The organism is Rhodopila sp., from assembly GCF_035548235.1.
Taxonomy (GTDB): domain Bacteria; phylum Pseudomonadota; class Alphaproteobacteria; order Acetobacterales; family Acetobacteraceae; genus Rhodopila.
In genome coordinates, this window is record NZ_DASZTJ010000282.1 from 1 (window position 1) to 17,632 (window position 17,632).

Annotated in this window: 17 protein-coding genes; 11 read left to right on the forward strand and 6 right to left on the reverse strand. The window is 66.2% G+C overall.

Annotated elements, in window-relative coordinates; translation table 11 throughout:
• Window positions 1-45: 45 nt before the first annotated feature.
• From ppdK to VHB27_RS22870, 3 genes are all read right to left on the reverse strand, one after another.
• Window positions 46-2,715 carry a pyruvate, phosphate dikinase gene (gene ppdK / locus VHB27_RS22860; protein ID WP_325604955.1) on the reverse strand — a complete coding sequence of 890 codons (2,670 nt, stop codon included), beginning with the start codon at window positions 2,713-2,715 and terminating at the stop codon, window positions 46-48.
• Between the two features lie 12 nt (window positions 2,716-2,727).
• Complete coding sequence (gene glyS / locus VHB27_RS22865; protein WP_325604957.1) at window positions 2,728-4,758, reverse strand: glycine--tRNA ligase subunit beta; 2,031 nt, start codon at window positions 4,756-4,758, stop codon at window positions 2,728-2,730.
• A gap of 70 nt (window positions 4,759-4,828) precedes the next feature.
• The gene (locus tag VHB27_RS22870; RefSeq protein WP_325604959.1) at window positions 4,829-5,725 is read right to left on the reverse strand and encodes a glycine--tRNA ligase subunit alpha; all 897 of its coding nucleotides are present in this window, start codon (window positions 5,723-5,725) and stop codon (window positions 4,829-4,831) included.
• Between the two features lie 294 nt (window positions 5,726-6,019).
• Here VHB27_RS22870 and VHB27_RS22875 point away from each other — a divergent pair, with 294 nt between their 5' ends.
• Window positions 6,020-6,460 carry a hypothetical protein gene (locus VHB27_RS22875; protein ID WP_325604961.1) on the forward strand — a complete coding sequence of 147 codons (441 nt, stop codon included), beginning with the start codon at window positions 6,020-6,022 and terminating at the stop codon, window positions 6,458-6,460.
• Between the two features lie 18 nt (window positions 6,461-6,478).
• Here the strand turns inward: VHB27_RS22875 and VHB27_RS22880 are convergent, their stop codons facing one another.
• Both VHB27_RS22880 and VHB27_RS22885 read right to left on the reverse strand, forming a co-directional pair.
• Window positions 6,479-6,907 carry a type II 3-dehydroquinate dehydratase gene (locus VHB27_RS22880; RefSeq protein ID WP_325604963.1) on the reverse strand — a complete coding sequence of 143 codons (429 nt, stop codon included), beginning with the start codon at window positions 6,905-6,907 and terminating at the stop codon, window positions 6,479-6,481.
• 198 nt (window positions 6,908-7,105) lie between these two features.
• Window positions 7,106-7,354, reverse strand: coding sequence for a hypothetical protein (locus tag VHB27_RS22885; protein WP_325604965.1), 249 nt, complete (start codon window positions 7,352-7,354; stop codon window positions 7,106-7,108).
• Between VHB27_RS22885 and VHB27_RS22890 the strand changes: the two genes are divergently transcribed.
• The 9 genes from VHB27_RS22890 (at window position 7,344) to lpdA (ending at window position 16,812) form a co-directional block, all read left to right on the forward strand.
• Entirely contained in the window at window positions 7,344-8,375 is a 1,032-nt protein-coding gene (locus VHB27_RS22890) for a zinc-binding dehydrogenase (protein ID WP_325604967.1), read from the forward strand. The two genes, VHB27_RS22885 and VHB27_RS22890, sit on opposite strands and share 11 nt — an antisense overlap.
• A gap of 4 nt (window positions 8,376-8,379) precedes the next feature.
• The gene (locus VHB27_RS22895; RefSeq protein ID WP_325604969.1) at window positions 8,380-9,273 is read left to right on the forward strand and encodes a lipid A biosynthesis lauroyl acyltransferase; all 894 of its coding nucleotides are present in this window, start codon (window positions 8,380-8,382) and stop codon (window positions 9,271-9,273) included.
• Between the two features lie 164 nt (window positions 9,274-9,437).
• Window positions 9,438-9,800, forward strand: coding sequence for a hypothetical protein (locus VHB27_RS22900; RefSeq protein WP_325604971.1), 363 nt, complete (start codon window positions 9,438-9,440; stop codon window positions 9,798-9,800).
• A 122-nt stretch (window positions 9,801-9,922) separates the two neighbouring features.
• Window positions 9,923-10,777 (forward strand): LLM class F420-dependent oxidoreductase, encoded by an 855-nt coding sequence (locus tag VHB27_RS22905; RefSeq protein WP_325604973.1) that lies wholly within the window; start codon window positions 9,923-9,925, stop codon window positions 10,775-10,777.
• Between the two features lie 318 nt (window positions 10,778-11,095).
• The gene (gene pdhA / locus VHB27_RS22910) at window positions 11,096-12,106 is read left to right on the forward strand and encodes a pyruvate dehydrogenase (acetyl-transferring) E1 component subunit alpha (RefSeq protein WP_408904037.1); all 1,011 of its coding nucleotides are present in this window, start codon (window positions 11,096-11,098) and stop codon (window positions 12,104-12,106) included.
• Window positions 12,107-12,110: 4 nt separating this feature from the next.
• Entirely contained in the window at window positions 12,111-13,478 is a 1,368-nt protein-coding gene (locus VHB27_RS22915) for a pyruvate dehydrogenase complex E1 component subunit beta (RefSeq protein ID WP_325604975.1), read from the forward strand.
• Window positions 13,479-13,494: 16 nt separating this feature from the next.
• Window positions 13,495-14,811, forward strand: a complete 1,317-nt coding sequence (locus tag VHB27_RS22920) for a pyruvate dehydrogenase complex dihydrolipoamide acetyltransferase (RefSeq protein WP_325604977.1) — start codon at window positions 13,495-13,497, stop codon at window positions 14,809-14,811.
• Between the two features lie 119 nt (window positions 14,812-14,930).
• On the forward strand, window positions 14,931-15,419 hold the full coding sequence (locus VHB27_RS22925; protein ID WP_325604979.1) for a GNAT family N-acetyltransferase: 489 nt from the start codon (window positions 14,931-14,933) through the stop codon (window positions 15,417-15,419).
• A complete protein-coding gene (lpdA, locus tag VHB27_RS22930; protein ID WP_325604981.1) occupies window positions 15,412-16,812 on the forward strand; it encodes a dihydrolipoyl dehydrogenase in 1,401 nt (466 codons plus the stop codon). The genes VHB27_RS22925 and lpdA overlap by 8 nt, the downstream gene beginning before the upstream one ends.
• Before the next feature lie 21 nt (window positions 16,813-16,833).
• Here lpdA and VHB27_RS22935 read toward each other — a convergent pair whose 3' ends face one another.
• Window positions 16,834-16,959 carry a hypothetical protein gene (locus VHB27_RS22935; protein ID WP_325604982.1) on the reverse strand — a complete coding sequence of 42 codons (126 nt, stop codon included), beginning with the start codon at window positions 16,957-16,959 and terminating at the stop codon, window positions 16,834-16,836.
• Window positions 16,960-17,004: 45 nt separating this feature from the next.
• Between VHB27_RS22935 and VHB27_RS22940 the strand changes: the two genes are divergently transcribed.
• Window positions 17,005-17,632: glycoside hydrolase family 3 N-terminal domain-containing protein (locus tag VHB27_RS22940; RefSeq protein ID WP_325604984.1), on the forward strand; the 628-nt coding region annotated here is incomplete at its 3' end.

Here is a 17,632-nt window from a genome sequence, read left to right on the forward strand (position 1 = left end):
GGGATCGCTATGCCTGGAATCTCTCCGGGGCCCGGGACCTTGTGTCTACGCCGTCCGGTCGCTCGCCGCCCCCAATGCCGCCTGCGCCGCCGCCAGGCGCGCCACCGGCACGCGGAACGGGGAGCACGACACGTAGTCCAGCCCGACCTTCTCGCAGAATGCGATCGAGGCCGGATCGCCACCATGCTCGCCGCAGATGCCAAGCTTCAACGCGTTCTTGGCACGGCGACCCTTCTCGGCGGCGATGCGGACCATCTCGCCCACGCCTTCGACGTCGATCGATACGAACGGGTCCTTCGGCAGGATGCCCGCCTCCACGTAATGGGGCAGGAACTTGCCGGCGTCGTCGCGCGACAGGCCGAAGACGGTCTGTGTCAGGTCGTTGGTGCCGAAGCTGAAGAAGTCGGCGATCTCGGCGATCTTGTCGGCAACCAGGGCCGCGCGGGGCAACTCGATCATCGTGCCGACGCTGTAGTCGACCGTCCGACCGGCCGAGGCAAGGACCTCCTTGGCGACCTTCTCGACCTGGGCGCGGGTGATCTCCAGTTCCTTCCGCGTGCCGACCAGCGGGATCATGATCTCGGGCACCGGTGCCTTGCCGGTTTCCTTGGCCACTTCCAGCGCACCCTCGAAGATCGCACGGGCCTGCATCTCATAGATTTCCGGGAACGACACACCCAGACGACAGCCGCGATGGCCCAGCATCGGGTTGGCTTCCGCCAATTCGGCGCCACGGCGGCGGATCGTCTCGATGTCGACGCCCAGGCTGTCCGCGACCTCCTGCATCTCGGAATCCGCGTGCGGCAGGAATTCGTGCAGCGGCGGGTCCAGCAGGCGGATGGTCACGGGCAATCCGGCCATGATGGTGAAAAGCTGCCGGAAATCCTCCCGCTGGAACGGCAGAAGCCGGTCCAGGGCCGCACGGCGGCCGGCCTCGGTCGAGGACATGATCATCTGACGGACCGCGAGGATACGCTCCGGATCGAAGAACATGTGCTCCGTGCGGCACAGGCCGATGCCTTCGGCGCCGAACTTGCGCGCGGTCTCGGCGTCCATCGGGGTTTCCGCGTTGGTGCGGACCTTCATGCGCCGCTTCTTGTCGGCCCACTCCATCAGCGTGCCGAAATCGCCCGACAGCGCCGGTTCGATCATGGCGACGGGGCCGATGAACACCTCCCCGGTGCCGCCGTCGAGCGTCACGGTCTCACCCGCGCGCACGAACTTGCCGCCGGCAGTCAGGACCTGGGCGTTGTAGTCGACGCTGATGCCGCCCGCGCCCGAGACGCAGGGACGGCCCATGCCACGGGCGACGACCGCCGCGTGACTGGTCATGCCGCCGCGCGTGGTCAGGATGCCCTTGGCGGCGTGCATGCCGTGGATGTCCTCGGGGCTCGTCTCGATCCGCACCAGGATCACCGCCTCACCCTTCGCCGCGCGGCTTTCCGCCTCGTCGGCCGAGAACACGACGACACCCGATGCCGCGCCGGGGCTGGCAGGAAGCCCCTTGGCCAGCAGCGTGCGCGGCGCCTTGGGGTCGAGCATCGGGTGCAGCAATTGGTCCAGCGAGGACGGGTTGACCCGCATCACCGCCTCGGCCTCATCGATCAGGCCCTCATGCGCCATGTCGACGGCCATTTTCAAAGACGCCGCGGCAGTGCGCTTTCCGTTCCGGGTCTGCAGCATATAGAGCTTGTTCTGCTGCACCGTGAACTCGATGTCCTGCATGTCCTTGTAGTGTTTTTCCAGCGTCTGCCGGACCTGCATCAACTCGGCATAGGCCTGCGGCATCGCCTCCTCCAGCGGGACTTCGCCGGATTTGGCGACCGCCTTGGACAGCGGCTGCGGCGTGCGGATGCCGGCCACGACGTCCTCGCCCTGCGCGTTCACCAGGTACTCGCCATAGAACATGTTCGCGCCGGTGGACGGGTCGCGCGTGAAGCAGACGCCGGTGGCGCAGTCATTGCCCATGTTGCCGAACACCATGGCCTGCACGTTGACCGCCGTGCCCCATTCGGCCGGGATGTCGTGCAGCTTGCGATAGGTGATGGCGCGCGGGTTCATCCAGGAGCCGAACACCGCGCCGATCGCGCCCCAAAGCTGTTCCGCCGGGTCCTGCGGGAAGGGCTTGCCGGTCTCCTGGTGCACCAGGTCCTTGTAGCCCTCTACCACGCCGCGCCAGTCATTGGCGGTCAGCGCCGTGTCCTCGATCACGCCGGCGCCGTGCTTGGCGTGCTCGATGATCTCCTCGAACCGGTGATGGTCGACGCCCAGGACGACGGAGCCGTACATCTGGATGAAGCGGCGATAGGAATCCCAGGCGAAACGCTCGTCGTTCGACGCCTTGGCCAGCCCTTCGACGGTGTCGTCGGTCAGGCCGAGGTTCAGCACGGTATCCATCATGCCCGGCATGGACACGCGGGCGCCCGAACGGACGGAAACCAGCAGCGGATGGGTCGGGTCGCCGAATTTGAGGCCAACCGCAGTCTCGACCGCCTTCAACGCCTCATCGACCTGCGGCTTCAGGTCGTCGGGGTATTTGCGGTCGTTGTCATAGAAGGCCGTGCAGACCTCCGTGCTGATGGTGAAGCCAGGCGGGACAGGCAGGCCGATCGAGGCCATCTCGGCCAGGTTGGCGCCCTTGCCGCCCAGCAGGTTGCGCATATCCGCACGGCCTTCGTTGTGGCCGGCACCGAACCTGTAAACCCATTTGGTCATGTCGGATCCCATTCAGCCTTCAATACGCGAGAAATCGGCAATCTGATCCATGATTGAACGCATGTGATTGAGAAGACGCAAACGATTGCGGCGTAATTCCGGCTCCGGTGCGTTGACCGTCACCTTGTCGAAAAACAAGTCGAGCGGCGCACGCAACCGAGCGGTCATGGCCATGGCAGCCGTGTAGTCCTCTCGTTCCAGTACCTCCCTTATATCACCAAGACCCGCCAGCGCATCGAAAAGCGCGATCTCCGCCGGCTCTGAGCCGGCGGATGGCGCACCCTCGTGCGGACCGTCCTTGCGGCTCTCTATCCGCAGGATATTGGCCGCTCGGCGATAGGCGGCAAGCAGGTCCACACCGTCTTTTGTGCGGAGCAGCATACTGACGGCTTCGGTCCGCGCCAGCAAATCGACCAGGTCATCGTCCTTGGCCAGGCCCGCAGCCCCGAACACCGCGTTCAACACATCGTAGCGCGCGCCATCGGTGCGAAGCTGGACAACGAGACGTTCGAGGATGAAGCCGAGCACGGCCTGCGCCGTCTCGGCATCCGTGGCCGGCAACAGGCCGCGCAGCCGCAGGCGCAGTCCGTTTTCCCGGATGATGCGGATGACCCCCAGGGCCGCACGGCGCAGGGCATAGGGGTCTCCGGAACCGGTCGGTTTCTCGCCGATGGCGAAGAAGCCGACCAGTTGATCCAGCTTGTCGGCCAGGGCCACGGCGACGGAGACCGGGGCGGACGGCGCCGCCTCGTTCGGTCCGCGCGGTGCGTAATGGTCGCGGACGGCGTCGGCGACCTGCGCGTCTTCCGCGTCATGCAGCGCGTAATAGCGGCCCATGACGCCCTGAAGTTCGGGAAATTCGCCGACCATGCCGCTGACAAGATCGGCCTTCGCCAGTTCCGCCGCGCGCGCGGCCAGGTCCGGATCGGCACCGACCTTGGGGGCAATGGCCCGCGCCAGGGCGACCAGCCTGCGGACCCGTTCCCCCTGTGTCCCCAGCTTGGCCTGGAACGTCACTTTCTCCAGCGCCGGCACCCGGTCGGCCAGCTTCGTCTTGCGATCCAGGTCCCAGAAGTGCCTGGCATCGGCGAAGCGCGCGCGCAGGACGCGTTCGTTGCCGGCGACGATCGCCTTGCCGCCGTCATCGGCCTCGATATTGGCGACGAAGGCGAACCAGGGCGCGGCGGCGCCATCGGGGGACCGCAGGGCGAAATAGCGCTGGTTCACCCGCATGCTGACCTGCATCACCTCGGGCGGCAGGTCCATATGCTCGTCCGCGATGCGGCCCAGATGCGGGACCGGCCACTCGACCAGGCCGGCGACCTCATCCAGCAGGCCGGGATCGTCCACGACGGCCAGTCCCTTCTCGGCGGCGAGGCCGGCGACCCGCTCGGCGATCACCCGCTTGCGGTCGGCGGCATCGGCCAGGACGCGGCGCCCGGTCAGTTCGCGCAGCCAGGCGGCGGCGCTGGAGACGGCAAAGGCGCCAGGGGCGTGGAAGCGGTGGCCCTCAGTCAAGTCGCCAGCCGCGAGGCCGTGGCCGTCATCCGCGCCGTCCCGCAGGTCGAAGGGCACGACCGCGCCGTCCAGCAGGCAGATGATGCGGCGGAGCGGGCGGACCCACATGAAGCTGCTTTCGCCCCAGCGCATGGACTTGGGCCAGGGAAAGCGGCGCAGCAGTCCGGGCATCGCACCTGCGACCAGTTCGGAAGCCGAGACCGCGGCGCTGGATTTCTCCAACACCCAATAGTCGCCTTCCTGGCGAAGCTGGTCGCGGGTCGCGTTGTGCTTGCGCAGGAAGCCGGTCAGCGCCTGTTCGGGCGCGTTGGCGCGCGGACCGCGTTCGACGGAGCTGGCGGCCGCGACCTCAGCCTGGACATCCGCCTTCAGCGCCAGGCGGCGGGCGCCGTACCAGGTCTGGATATCCTTCGGCGCGACGGCGGCGAGCGCGGCAGCGATAGCGCGTTCCAGGTCCGCCGCCGCGTTCCGCTGCATGCGGGCGGGGATTTCCTCGCTGAAGAGTTCGATGAAAAGTTCGGGCATTCACTCAACCTTCAGGGCCGGCTTGTGATCGGTTTGGACGCAGTCGGTGCCTTTGAACAGCAGGGGTTCGTCAAGCGCCTTCGCCGGCGCCTGCCGCGACTTGGGATCGTGTTTCACCTGCCACCCAGGCCTCGCAGCAACCTTTCGCCAGCGCGCGGACGCGGCCGATATAGCTGGCGCGCTCCGTCACGCTGATCACCCCGCGCGCGTCCAGCAAGTTGAACAAGTGGCTGGCCTTGATGCACTGGTCATAGGCCGGCAGGGCGAGGCGGTGTTCCAGCAGGGCGGCGCATTCCTTTTCCGCGTCCGCAAAGTGGCGCGACAGCATCTCGGTGTCGGCGAATTCGAAGTTGTGGGCGCTGTACTCCTTCTCGGCGCGCAGGAAGACGTCGCCGTAGGTCACCCCTTGTCCATTGAAATCCAGGGCGTAGACGTTTTCCTTGTCCTGGACGTACATCGCCAGCCGTTCCAGGCCGTAGGTCATCTCGAAGCTGGGATAGGTGACGGGAATGCCGCCGACCTGCTGGAAATAGGTGAACTGGCCGACTTCCATGCCGTCGCACCACACTTCCCACCCCAGCCCCCAAGCCCCCAAGGTCGGGCTTTCCCAATCGTCCTCGACGAAGCGGAAATCGTGGCGCAGGGGGTCGAGGCCGATCTCCCGATAGCTGGCCAGCAGCAGGTCCTGAGCGTCGGCCGGGCTGGGCTTCATGATGACCTGGTACTGGTAATAGTGCTGCAGCCGGTTCGGGTTCTCCCCGTACCGGCCGTCCGTGGGCCGGCGGCTGGGCTGGACATAGGCGGCGCGCCAGGGTTTGGGGCCAAGCGCGCGAAGGGTCGTGGCGGGATGGAAGGTGCCGGCGCCCATCTCCACGTCATAAGGCTGCAGGATCACGCAGCCCTGGCGCGACCAGAATCCATGCAGGCGCAGAATCAGCTCCTGAAAGCTTGGCGCGGTCTGTTGCATCGTCGTCCCGGCAGTTGAATTGGGGCATTAAGCATCCCGGACCGGCGCCGACAAGGAATCGGTGAGGCTGCCCGCCGGTCCGCACACAGCAACGAAGGCACGCACCGGCACGACGATGCGGGGTAGTACCAAATCGTGATGCGAGGCTTTTCAAACGTGTACGCCAAACGGCGGATCGGGTCGGCAAACCGGGCTTCCAATAGCGCGGGGACGCGCTATGTGTGCGGCCGCGTTTGGCGCGCCCCCCATCGAGTCGCGCCGCCAGGGACATGTTTGAAGGCGAGGCGAGGCAGAATGATCGTGACAAAACGGACCGCGGCGATGGTGACGGTCCTGGCTGGAACCGCTGTGCTGGCGGGCTGCTCCGGTAGCGGTCCCGGCGGCTACCGGTCGACGCTGCCGGTCTACGCGGCGGACGTGACGGGAGGGGCAAAGCAATGCCAGACTCCGTCGATCAGCCCGGTGCCGGGAAAAACGACCGAGGCGTCGATTACGGTCGGCAACGACGGCGGCTGGTGCGGGCTGTCGGTGCACCAGGATGGCCCCAAGCCCTACGATGCGGGGCTGCTGACCGCGCGGCCCAACCATGGGACGGTGATGGTCCATTCGGTGGGCGACTCAACGCGTATCGATTACACCCCTGATCGCGGCTATGTCGGCCCCGACACCTACAGCGTAAGCCTGTTGCCGGGGTCGGCAGCGGTGAAGGTCGTGGTCACCGTCGTGAAGGGCTGAAACGGGACAGGGGCCGGGTCAGCGCTTGACCCGGTCTCGCAACCCACGCAGGCCCAGATAGTAGCCGAACACCCCAAAGCCGGTGACCATGCCCAGCGCCACCGACGCGATATCGGATACGGGCCCGCGCCGGACCGGGTTGGAGATATGCACCTCGATCACCGGGAACGAGACCTGGCTGATCGCAGCCGTCAACGCCGGATAGCCGCGCGAGAACCCGGCCGGATTGAACAGCGCGCCGTCGAAACCCTCGTCATTCGCCGCATAGAGGCGGTTGATCGCCTCGCCTTCGATGTTGGAATGGAAGATCTCGACGCTGACACCCAATTCTTCGGCGTATTTGAGGATATTCTGGTTGTATTCGTCGAGCGTCATGGTGCCGAAGATCTCGGTCTGCACCTTGCCGCGCATGTTCATGCCGGCGCCCTGAATGACCAGGAACTTCATGTGACGCACCCTTCCCGTGTTGTTCGTCGGTACCCGCCAGGGGCCGGAGGGTAAGCAGCAGGCTGGTGGCTGGCAAGGCAGCGGCATACGGCCAAGAGGTCCTTGCCAAGAGGTCCTTGCCAAGAGGTCCTCGCCAAGAGGTCCTCGAAGGAAGCGGCCGGTCCCGGCGGAAGGATCCCGACGGAACCGGCACGCCCCCTATCGCTGGATGATGGTGAGCTTGACTTTTACCTCAATCTTCACCACTGTCCTTCGCAGGAAAGGCCGATGCTTTCTCATCGGTTTTTCTCCTCCGAGTAAGCCGGCGGGCCTATTCCCGCCGGCTTTTTCATTGTCCGATCCGTGACTGAACAACCGGTTAACGACCCGCATGGGATTGCCGGCCTCGGCATGGGCTTTTACCTCATCGTCACAGCCACCCATCAGGACCACCACGATGCCCTCCATCCGCGCCCTGCAACTCCTTGCCGACCGCCAGGTCACGGTGACGGAGCGCGAGCCCCCTGCCCCACCCTCGGACGGCGAAGTCCAGCTTCGGGTGCATGTCGTCGGGCTGAACCATATCGACGTGTGGGGCTATCGCGGCATGGCCTTCGCCAAGCGCCAATATCCGCTGACCGTCGCCGCCGAAGCGGCGTGTGAGGTCGTCTCGGTCGGGTCCGGCGTATCCGGCCTGCAACCGGGGGACCGCGTCGTCCCCTATGGCGCGCTGACCTGCGGGACCTGCCGGTTCTGTACCCGCGGCCAGGACAACCTGTGTGAGAATGTCCGCGGCGTGCGCGGCTTCCATATCGACGGCTTCGCGCAGGACCTGACCAACCACCCTGCCCGCCTGCTCGCGAAAATCCCTCCGTCCGTCAGCCTTCGCGACGCGGCCTGCGTCAGCGTCGCTTACGCCACGGTCGAGCACATGCTGTTCGACAACGCCCACCTGGAACCCGGCGAGTGGATCCTGGTCCATGCCGGCGGCTCCGGCATCGGCAGCATCGCCATCCGGATCGCCAAATCCCTGGGCTGCACCGTCATCACCACCGTCGGCTCCGCCGACAAGGCGGCGAAAGCCAAGGCGCTCGGCGCCGACCACGTCATCAATTACCGGGAGGACCGGTTCGAGGGCATCGTTCGCAAGCTGACCGGCAAGAAAGGCGTGGACGTCGTCTTCGAGCATACCGGCGCCGATACCTGGGCCGGATCGCTGCTGTCGATGCGGCGCGGCGGACGGCTGGTGACCTGCGGCGCCACGTCGGGACCCAGCGGAAGCATCAACTTGATGCAGTTGTTCCAGCAGCAGTACCGGATCATCGGGTCTTTCGGCTCACCGCTCTCCGCGCTCGCACGCGCGCTGGACCGGATCGCGGCGGGCGTCACGCCGGTGATCGACACCGTGTTCGGGCTGGCGGATTTCCAGGCCGGCATCGAACGGCTGGAATCGCGGAACGTGTTCGGCAAGCTGCTGATCGAACTCTAGACCCGTGCGTCGCCAACTGGCCCTGTATGGCGACCGCATCCTCGGACGCCTGGTGAAATGGTCGATCCGGCTGCTGCGCCGCACCGATCCGGCCTGGGCATCGGCGTTCTGCGGCCGCCTCGCCCGTTGGCTTGGTCCGTGGCTGCCGGCGCACCGCATCGGACGCGATGGCCTGCAGCACGCCTTTCCCGACCGCGACGACGCGTGGATCGAAGCCACCCTGCGCGAGGCGTGGGAGAATCTCGGCCGCGTCGTCGGCGAATACGTCCACATGGCGCGCATCTGGGATTTCGACCCGGAGCATCCCAACACCGGCCGTATCCTGACCGACGGGATACCGCTGTTCGAGCAACTGCGCACCGACGGCAAACCCGCTCTATGCTTCGCCGCGCATCTGGGGAACTGGGAACTGCCGGCGATCGCCGCCGCCGCACATGGGCTTCCTTCGGCGGTGGTCTACCGCATGCCCAACAACAAGGCTGTCGCGAAAGAAATCATCCGTATCCGCGCGCCCCTGATGGGACGGATGATCCGCACTCGGTCGCAGGCCGCCCTGGAGATGGCGGCGGCGCTGCAGGCTGGCGAACATCTGGGCATGCTGGTGGACCAGCACTTCTCCCGCGGCGTCGACGTCACTTTCTTCGGCCGCCGCTGCAAGGCCAATCCCTCCATCGCCCGGCTCGCCCGGCGCTTCGACTGTCCGGTGGTCGGCGTGCGCGTCGTGCGCCTGCCGGACCAGCGCTTTCGCATCGACGCGACGGGCCCCTATGAACTGCCGCGCGACGCCGAGGGGCAAATCGATGTCGCCGCCGCTACCCAGATGATCACCACCGTGATCGAAGGCTGGATCCGGGAGCATCCCGGCCAATGGCTTTGGTTCCATCGGCGCTGGCGATGATCGACCCTTCGATCGCGCATGATTGTCCCGATTTTTTTCACGACGCCGGGAGCGTGAGGTCCGTGACGGAGAAGCAATATCGGATCACGCGTATCTGTCGCTATATGATCAAGGCCTCGCCGGTCGCGCCTCGGCGTGGCGGCTAACTGCGGAGAACCCGTCCGATGCGTGCTTCCCTGATACTCGTTGCCCTTCTCGCCGCCGCGCCGGTGGCTGCCGACGCGCAGGTGTTGACCCCTCTTCCGGAGCCGAATATCGCCCAGGGCGCGCGCGCCAGCGACTACCTGCGGGCCGCCCAGGGTTCGATCGCCACGGGCCGGCTGGCTGAAGCGGAATCGTCCCTGGAAATGGCGCAGACGCGGCTTCTGGATCGGTCCGTGCCGATGGGCACGACCGGTGTCCCCGACACCAGCCCGCTGATCGCGCAGATCAGCCAGGCACGGCAGGCCCTGGCGGCCCATGACCTGCAAGGCTGCCTGCAATTGATCGGGTCCGCTCTGAACGCGGCCACCGCGCGGGGACTGTAGTTCGCCCGCCTGTTTCGCCCTTCTGGTCCGGTCGGGTTCGGCCCGGCCGGACGAGGCCCCGCCCGTGACGGACGCGTCCGGGCATGCAAAGCTCTCCCGTCCAACGTCAGGGAGGTGCGGCCATGCATTTCGGCGCTTCGATGTTCTTCACCGATTACTCGATGACCCCGGCCGCGCTGGCGACCGCGCTGGAGCAGCGTGGCTTCGAGTCCGTCTGGGCCCCTGAGCACTCCCATATCCCGCTGTCCCGCCGCTCGCCCTGGCCGGGCGGCGGCGACCTGCCGAAGCAGTACTACGACGTGATGGACCCGTTCGTGACGCTGACCATGGCCGCGGCGGCGACCAAGACCCTGAAGGTCGGAACCGGCGTCTGCCTGGTCAACCAGCGCGATCCGATCCAGACGGCGAAGCTGGTCGCATCGATCGATCAGGTCTCGGGCGGGCGCTTCCTGTTCGGCATCGGCGTGGGCTGGAACGCCGAGGAGATGGAGGACCACGGCACCGCCTTCGCGACCCGCGCCAAGCTGGTGCGAGAGCGCGTGGAGGCGATGAAGGCGATCTGGACGCAATCGAAGCCGGCCTATCACGGCGAGTTCGTCAAGTTCGACCCGATGATGACCTGGCCGAAGCCGATCCAGAAGCCCCACCCGCCCGTCATCGTCGGCGGCGCCTTTCCCCACGGTGCTCGGCGTGCCGTGCGTTATGGCGAAGGCTGGATCCCGCTTGCCGGACGGCCCGGCCAATACGGCGATGTGTTCGATTTCGTGCCGAAGTTCCGCCAGATGCTGGCCGAGGCGGGACGCTCCGCCGACTCCTGTCCGGTGACGATCTTCGGATCGGGTGAGGATGCCGAGACGTTGAAGCGATACCGCGATCTCGGGGTCGTCCGGGTTTCCGTCAGCCTTCCGGCTGCGAAGGAGGATGTGGTGCTGCCGATCCTCGACCGCTGGGCGGTGCTGATCCGTCAGGCCGGATGATCGAGGCATTGCCTTGTTTGGGCACGGGAGCGCTTTGGCCACTCTCGTCCGGTGGCGGAGAGGGTGGCGGCGCGCCCAAATCGGGCAACCTCTCTGCTAATCGGCCCGACGTCACGTAATTTTATGTCGCACATGACTGGATTTGTGAAATCGGTATCAAGACGGTCATATCACCAGCGCGTCCGGCCAATGCGTTAACCGGAATGTGGTTAACATCACCTATTGCATTGCACCAACAAGGTTTTCCCCCCTTGGCCGCTTGCCCTGGCCGCCTATCTGCCGCTACGTGTCGCGCAACCCGCAGCGGAGGAATGTCGCATGGCGCAGACCGAGACCAGGAAACGCGGCAGCAAGCCCAAGGAGAAACCTGTCGACCGCGACATGCTGCTGAAGGCGTACCGCACGATGCTGCTGATCCGCCGGTTCGAGGAAAAGGCCGGCCAACTCTACGGCATGGGCCTGATCGGCGGCTTCTGCCATCTGTATATCGGGCAAGAGGCGGTCGTCGTCGGCATGCAGCTGGCGATCGAGGAGGGCGACCTTGTCATCACCTCCTATCGCGATCACGGCCACATGCTCGCCACCGGGATGGAAGCGCGCGGCGTGATGGCGGAGCTGACGGGCCGGTCCGGCGGGTATTCGCATGGCAAGGGCGGCTCCATGCACATGTTCAGCAAGGAGAAGAACTTCTACGGCGGCCATGGCATCGTCGGCGCGCAGGTCAGCCTGGGCAACGGGCTTGCCTTCGCCAATCATTACCGTGGCAACGACCGCGTCTCCCTGACCTATTTCGGCGAGGGCGCGTCGAACCAGGGCCAGGTCTACGAAAGCTTCAACCTCGCAGCGCTGCTGAAGCTGCCCTGCGTGTTCGTCATCGAGAACAACAAATACGGCATGGGCACCTCGGTCGAGCGGGCCTCGGCCAGTCATGACCTGTCGAAGAACGGCGCGCCCTGGGGCATTCCCGGCACGCAGGTGGACGGGATGGACGTGCTGGCGGTGAAGGAAGCCGCCGAAGCCGCCGTGGCACATTGCCGAGCGGGGAACGGGCCGTATCTGCTGGAGGTGAAGACGTACCGGTATCGCGGGCATTCGATGTCCGACCCGGCGAAATACCGCACGCGTGAGGAGGTGCAGATGATGCGCACCCAGCACGATTGCATCGAGAATGCGCGCCACCGCCTGGAGGCGATGGATGTCGACGAGAGGCGCATCAAGCAGATCGACGACGAGGTGAAGGCGATCATCCAGGACGCGGCGGACTTCGCCCAATCCAGTCCGGAGCCGGAACCGTCCGCACTCTACACCGACGTATTGCTGGAGGGCTGAAGCGATGGCGACCCAGATTTTGATGCCGGCGCTGTCGCCCACCATGACCGAAGGCAAATTGGCGCGCTGGCTGAAGGACGTCGGCGACGAGGTTCGGGCCGGCGACGTGATCGCCGAGATCGAGACCGACAAGGCGACCATGGAGGTCGAGGCGGTCGATGAGGGCAAGCTGGCCAGGATCCTGGTGCCGGAGGGCACCGAAGGCGTGGCGGTGAACACGCCGATCGCCGTGCTGGGTTCGGACGGGGAAGCGGTCAATGCCGCGCCGGCGCCGAAAGCCGCCGAAGCCCCGACCCCTGCACCGGCCCCGCCATTGGCGAAGGCCCCCGAACCCGCTGCGGCACCGCATGCGGCGCATGCCCCTGACACCTCGGCCCCCGAGAAAGACTGGGGACCGACCAAGCCGATCACCGTGCGCGAGGCGCTGCGCGACGCCATGGCGCTGGAGATGCGCCGCGACGGCGACGTGTTCCTGCTGGGTGAGGAAGTCGCGCAGTACCAGGGCGCCTACAAGATCAGCCAGGGCCTGCTGGAGGAGTTCGGCGCCAGGCGCGTCATCGACACGCCGATCACAGAACACGGCTTCACCGGCATGGCGGTCGGCGCGGCGCTGACCGGCCTGAAGCCGATCGTCGAGTTCATGACCTTCAACTTCGCCATGCAGGCGATGGACCAGATCATCAACTCGGCCGCCAAGACGCTGTACATGTCCGGCGGCCAGATGGGCTGCCCGATCGTCTTCCGCGGCCCGAACGGCGCCGCGTCGCGCGTCGCCGCGCAGCACAGCCAGTGCTATGCGAGCTGGTATGCCCATGTGCCCGGCCTGAAAGTCGTCGCGCCCTGGTCGTCCGCCGACGCTAAGGGGTTGCTGCGCGCCGCGATCCGCGACCCGAACCCGGTGATCGTGCTGGAGAACGAGATCCTCTACGGCCACACCTTCGAATGCCCCACCGACGACGATTTCATCGTCCCGATCGGCAAGGCGAAGGTCGAGCGCGCCGGCAAGCACGTCACCATCGTGGCCTTCAGCATCATGGTCGGCGTGGCAATGAAGGCGGCCGAAGCGCTGGCCGAACAGGGCATCGAGGCCGAAGTCATCAACCTGCGCACCCTGCGCCCGCTGGACACCGCGACCATCGTGGAAAGCGTGAAGAAGACCAACCGCCTGGTCAGCGTCGAGGAAGGCTGGCCCTATGCCGGCATCGGCGCCGAAGTGGCGATGCAGGTGATCGAACACGCGTTCGATTGGCTCGATGCCCCGCCGGTGCGCGTGCACGGCGTCGACGTGCCGTTGCCGTATGCGGCGAACCTGGAGAAGCTCGCGCTGCCGCAGCCCGAATGGGTGGTGGACGCGGTCAAGAAGATCGTCTGAGCGGGGGAGGATAGACATGGCCACCAACATCCTGATGCCGGCGCTCAGCCCGACGATGACCGAGGGCACGCTCGCGCGCTGGCTGAAAAAGGAAGGCGAGACGATCAAGGCCGGCGACGTGATCGCCGAGATCGAGACCGACAAGGCGACGATGGAAGTCGAGGCGGTCGACGAGGGCGTGCTGGGGAAGATCCTCGTCCCGGATGGGTCCGCCAATGTGAAGGTGAACGAACCGATCGCCGTGCTGGTGGAGGAAGGCGAGGCGGTCCCGTCCGATGCGCCGGCCGCTGCCCCGGCACAGAGTGCGGCACCGGCTGCTGCTCCGGCGCCGAAGGCCGAAACCGCACCTGCGCCCGCCGCGCCCCAGCCGGCGCTGAACGGGCATGCGGCGCCCGCCTCGGGAGAGCGTGTCTTCGCCTCGCCGCTGGCGCGGCGCATGGCGAAGCAGGCCGGCATCGACTTGTCGGCGCTGAAGGGCACCGGCCCCAACGGACGCATCGTGCGCGCCGATATCGAGGCGGCGCAGGCTCACGGCACCACCGTGGCCGCGCCCGGCTCCACGGCTGTCCCCCCTGCCTCCGCCGCGGCGGCACCCGCCGCACCCATGCAGAAGGCCGCCGCACCCGTCATCACGGCGCCGCACAAGCTGGTGCCGCACAGCTCCATGCGGAAGGTGATCGCCCGCCGTCTGACCGAGGCGAAGTCGACGATCCCGCATTTCTACGTCTCGATGGATATCGAGATCGATGCACTGATCGACCTGATGAAGCAGTTGAACGCCAAGTCGCCCAAGGAGGGCGACGGCGCCTATGCGATCACCATCAACGACCTGGTGATCAAGGCGGCGGCGGTCACGCTGAAGCAGGTGCCGACGGTGAACGCCAGTTGGACCGACGATGGAACGGCCTTCTACGAGGACATCGACGTCTCGGTCGCCGTCGCCATCCCCGACGGGTTGATCACCCCGATCATCCGCAAAGCCGACCAGAAGGGCCTGGCGACGATCAGCCGGGAGATGAAGGACCTCGCCGGCCGTGCCCGCGCCGGCAAGCTGAAGCCCGAGGAATTCCAGGGCGGCGGCTTCTCGATCTCCAACATGGGCATGTTCGGGGTGTCATCGTTCTCCGCCATCATCAACCCGCCCCAGTCGGCGATCCTGGCGGTCGCCGCCGGACAGAAGCGGCCGGTGGTGAAAAACGACTCGCTGGCGATCGCGACGGTGATGACCTGCACGCTGTCGGTGGATCACCGGGTGGTGGACGGGGCGCTGGGCGCGACGTGGATGCGCGCGTTCAAGCGGCTGGTGGAGGACCCGCTGGGGCTGTTGCTGTAGTCGGTCTCGGGTCGCTGTTGCAGTGGATTAGGCCATGATGTTGGACGATGGTGGTGGTCCGATCGTGTCGTGGCCGGGCTTGGCCCGGTCATGACAGCGATCGTGAGCCGTGGCGCATCATGACCCTCCGCCCTGCCACAGAAGCCGACATCCCCCACGTCCTGCGGCTCGTCCGCGGCTTGGCCGAGTATGAGCGGATGGCCGACAAGGCGATCGCTACCGACGCCGACTTTCATACCCTGCTGTTCGGTCCGATCCCCCGCGCCCACGCCATCCTGGCCGAACCGCCCGGCCATCCCCCCGTCGGGATCGCCATCTACTACTACACGATCAGCACCTTCGCCGGCCGTCCCGGCCTGTTTCTGGAAGACCTCTACGTCGAGCCCGCCCATCGCGGCACCGGCCTCGGCCTGGCCTTGCTCCGCCGCCTGGCCGCGATCGCGGTAGAGGAGCGTTGCGTTTCCATCGACTGGCGGGTCCTGGAATGGAACCAGCCGGCGATCGATTTCTATCAAAGCCTCGGCGCCACCCGCATGACCGAGTGGCATGTCCGGCAACTTCAAGGCGATGCGCTGCACGCGCTGGCGAAAGGAAATACCCATGGCTGACACCAGCTTCGACCTGATCGTCCTCGGCGGCGGCCCCGGCGGCTATGTCGCCGCCATCCGCGCCGCGCAGCTTGGCATGAAGACCGCCGTCGTCGAACGCGAGCATCTGGGCGGCATCTGCCTCAACTGGGGCTGCATCCCGACCAAGGCGCTGCTGCGCACCAGCGAGATCAACCACCTGCTGCATCACCTGCCGGATTTCGGCTTTGCCGCCGTGGAGTCCCGTTTCGATCTCGACAAGGTCGTGAAGCGCTCGCGGGCGGTGGCGAAACAGCTCTCCTCCGGCGTTGCGCACCTGCTGCGCAAGAACAAGGTCACCGTGTTCGATGGCGCCGGCAAGCTGGCAGGCAAGGGCAAGCTGGCGGTCAGCAAGGACGGCAAGGACATCGCGACGCTTTCTGCCCCGCACATCATCCTGGCGACCGGCGCGCGTGCGCGCCAGCTTCCGGGGATCGAGGCCGACGGCAAGCTGATCTGGAGCTACAAGGAAGCGATGGTCCCGACCAGCTTCCCGAAATCGTTGCTGGTGGTCGGATCGGGCGCGATCGGCATCGAGTTCGCCAGCTTCTACCTGAACATGGGCGCACAGGTGACGGTCGTCGAAGTCCTGCCGCGCATCCTGCCGGTGGAGGATGAGGAAATCTCCAGCTTCGCGCACAAGGCGTTCGAGAAGCAGGGAATGAAGATCCTGACCGGCGCGACGGTGAAGGGCGTGAAGAAAGGCGCCGACAACGTGACCGTGACCGTCGAATCCGGCGGCAAATCGCAGGAGATCACCGTCGACCGCGTCATCTCCGCCGTCGGTATCGTTGGCAACGTCGAGAATATCGGCCTGGAGAACACCGGCGTGAAGGTCGATCGCACCCATGTCGTGATCGACGAATATTGCCGCACCGGAGAGCCGGGGGTCTATGCGATCGGCGATCTCGCCGGCCCGCCATGGCTGGCGCACAAAGCCAGCCATGAAGGCGTGATCTGCGTGGAAAAGATCGCCGGCGCGAACGATGTCCATCCGATGGACGTGCACAACATCCCGGGCTGCACCTATTGCCGGCCACAGGTCGCCTCGGTCGGGCTGACGGAGGCAAAGGCGAAGGAGGCCGGCCACGACGTGAAGGTCGGTCGCTTCCCCTTCATCGGCAACGGCAAGGCGATCGCGATGGGCGAACCCGAGGGCATGGTGAAGACGGTGTTCGACGCCAAGACCGGCGAGTTGCTGGGTGCCCACATGGTCGGCGCCGAGGTGACCGAAATGATCCAGGGCTACACCATCGCCCGCACGCTGGAGACGACGGAAACCGAACTGATGCATACGGTGTTCCCGCATCCGACGATCAGCGAGACGATGCATGAAGCGGTTTTGGATGCTTACAAGCGAGCGATCCATTTTTGAAGGCAGCGCCTGCACCTTCCCCTACTCTGCCATGGGTGGCATTGTGATTGCCGCTTCCTTGTCGTGGCTGGCGTTGTGCCGCCCATCCGCGGCTTTACCTGATGTCAACCCACTGAAGTCGCGGATGACCCGCACGAGGCCGGTCATGAGGAAGACCTCCGTGACTGCCGCCAGCCCGGCAGGACGCATGCCATGACCCGTCCCCGCGCCGCGATCACCGGCCTCGAAGGCCCGACGCTTCTGCCGCGCGAGGCGGCGTTGCTGACGGAATGTCCGCCTGCCGGCATCATCCTGTTCGGCCGCAACGTCCAGTCGCGGCCCCAGCTCCGCAGCCTGGTCGACTCGCTGCGCGATATCCTTCCTTATGAAACCTTTTTCCTCACCGACCAGGAAGGCGGCCGCGTCGCTCGGCTTCGCCCTCCGGAATGGGAAGCCCATCCTGCCGCCGGTCTCATCGGTAACTTGTTTGATACCGATCCCGACAAGGCGCTGCGCCTCGCCTGGCTGTGCGGCACGCTGATCGGTTATGACTGCATGGAGGTCGGCATCGACATTGTTGCCGCACCCGTCCTGGATCGTTTTGTACCCGGTGCAGACGCCGTGGTCGGCGACCGTGCGTTTCACGCCGATCCCGCGATCGTCACCCGCCTCGCCCGCGCCTTTGCCGCGGGGCTGATGGCCGCCGGCGCCACGCCGATCGGCAAGCATGCCCCCGGCCATGGCCGAGCGCTTGTCGACAGCCATATGGCGCTGCCCAGGCTTCAGGACCTCCAGGCCGCGGACCTGCGCCCCTTCGTGCTGAGCGCCAGCCTGCCCTGGA

Bases quoted from the DNA above. Each gene is read 5' to 3' on its own strand.
- VHB27_RS22925 (WP_325604979.1), top strand. From the start codon at position 14,931: ATGACCCTCCGCCCTGCCACAGAAGCCGACATCCCCCACGTCCTGCGG.
- VHB27_RS22915 (WP_325604975.1), top strand. From the start codon at position 12,111: ATGGCGACCCAGATTTTGATGCCGGCGCTGTCGCCCACCATGACCGAA.
- glyS (WP_325604957.1), bottom strand. From the start codon at position 4,758: ATGCCCGAACTTTTCATCGAACTCTTCAGCGAGGAAATCCCCGCCCGC.
- pdhA (WP_408904037.1), top strand. From the start codon at position 11,096: ATGGCGCAGACCGAGACCAGGAAACGCGGCAGCAAGCCCAAGGAGAAA.
- VHB27_RS22935 (WP_325604982.1), bottom strand. From the start codon at position 16,959: ATGACCGGCCTCGTGCGGGTCATCCGCGACTTCAGTGGGTTGACATCA.
- ppdK (WP_325604955.1), bottom strand. From the start codon at position 2,715: ATGACCAAATGGGTTTACAGGTTCGGTGCCGGCCACAACGAAGGCCGT.
- VHB27_RS22920 (WP_325604977.1), top strand. From the start codon at position 13,495: ATGGCCACCAACATCCTGATGCCGGCGCTCAGCCCGACGATGACCGAG.
- lpdA (WP_325604981.1), top strand. From the start codon at position 15,412: ATGGCTGACACCAGCTTCGACCTGATCGTCCTCGGCGGCGGCCCCGGC.
- VHB27_RS22890 (WP_325604967.1), top strand. From the start codon at position 7,344: ATGCCCTCCATCCGCGCCCTGCAACTCCTTGCCGACCGCCAGGTCACG.
- VHB27_RS22875 (WP_325604961.1), top strand. From the start codon at position 6,020: ATGATCGTGACAAAACGGACCGCGGCGATGGTGACGGTCCTGGCTGGA.
- VHB27_RS22880 (WP_325604963.1), bottom strand. From the start codon at position 6,907: ATGAAGTTCCTGGTCATTCAGGGCGCCGGCATGAACATGCGCGGCAAG.
- VHB27_RS22870 (WP_325604959.1), bottom strand. From the start codon at position 5,725: ATGCAACAGACCGCGCCAAGCTTTCAGGAGCTGATTCTGCGCCTGCAT.
- VHB27_RS22905 (WP_325604973.1), top strand. From the start codon at position 9,923: ATGCATTTCGGCGCTTCGATGTTCTTCACCGATTACTCGATGACCCCG.
- VHB27_RS22885 (WP_325604965.1), bottom strand. From the start codon at position 7,354: ATGGAGGGCATCGTGGTGGTCCTGATGGGTGGCTGTGACGATGAGGTA.
- VHB27_RS22900 (WP_325604971.1), top strand. From the start codon at position 9,438: ATGCGTGCTTCCCTGATACTCGTTGCCCTTCTCGCCGCCGCGCCGGTG.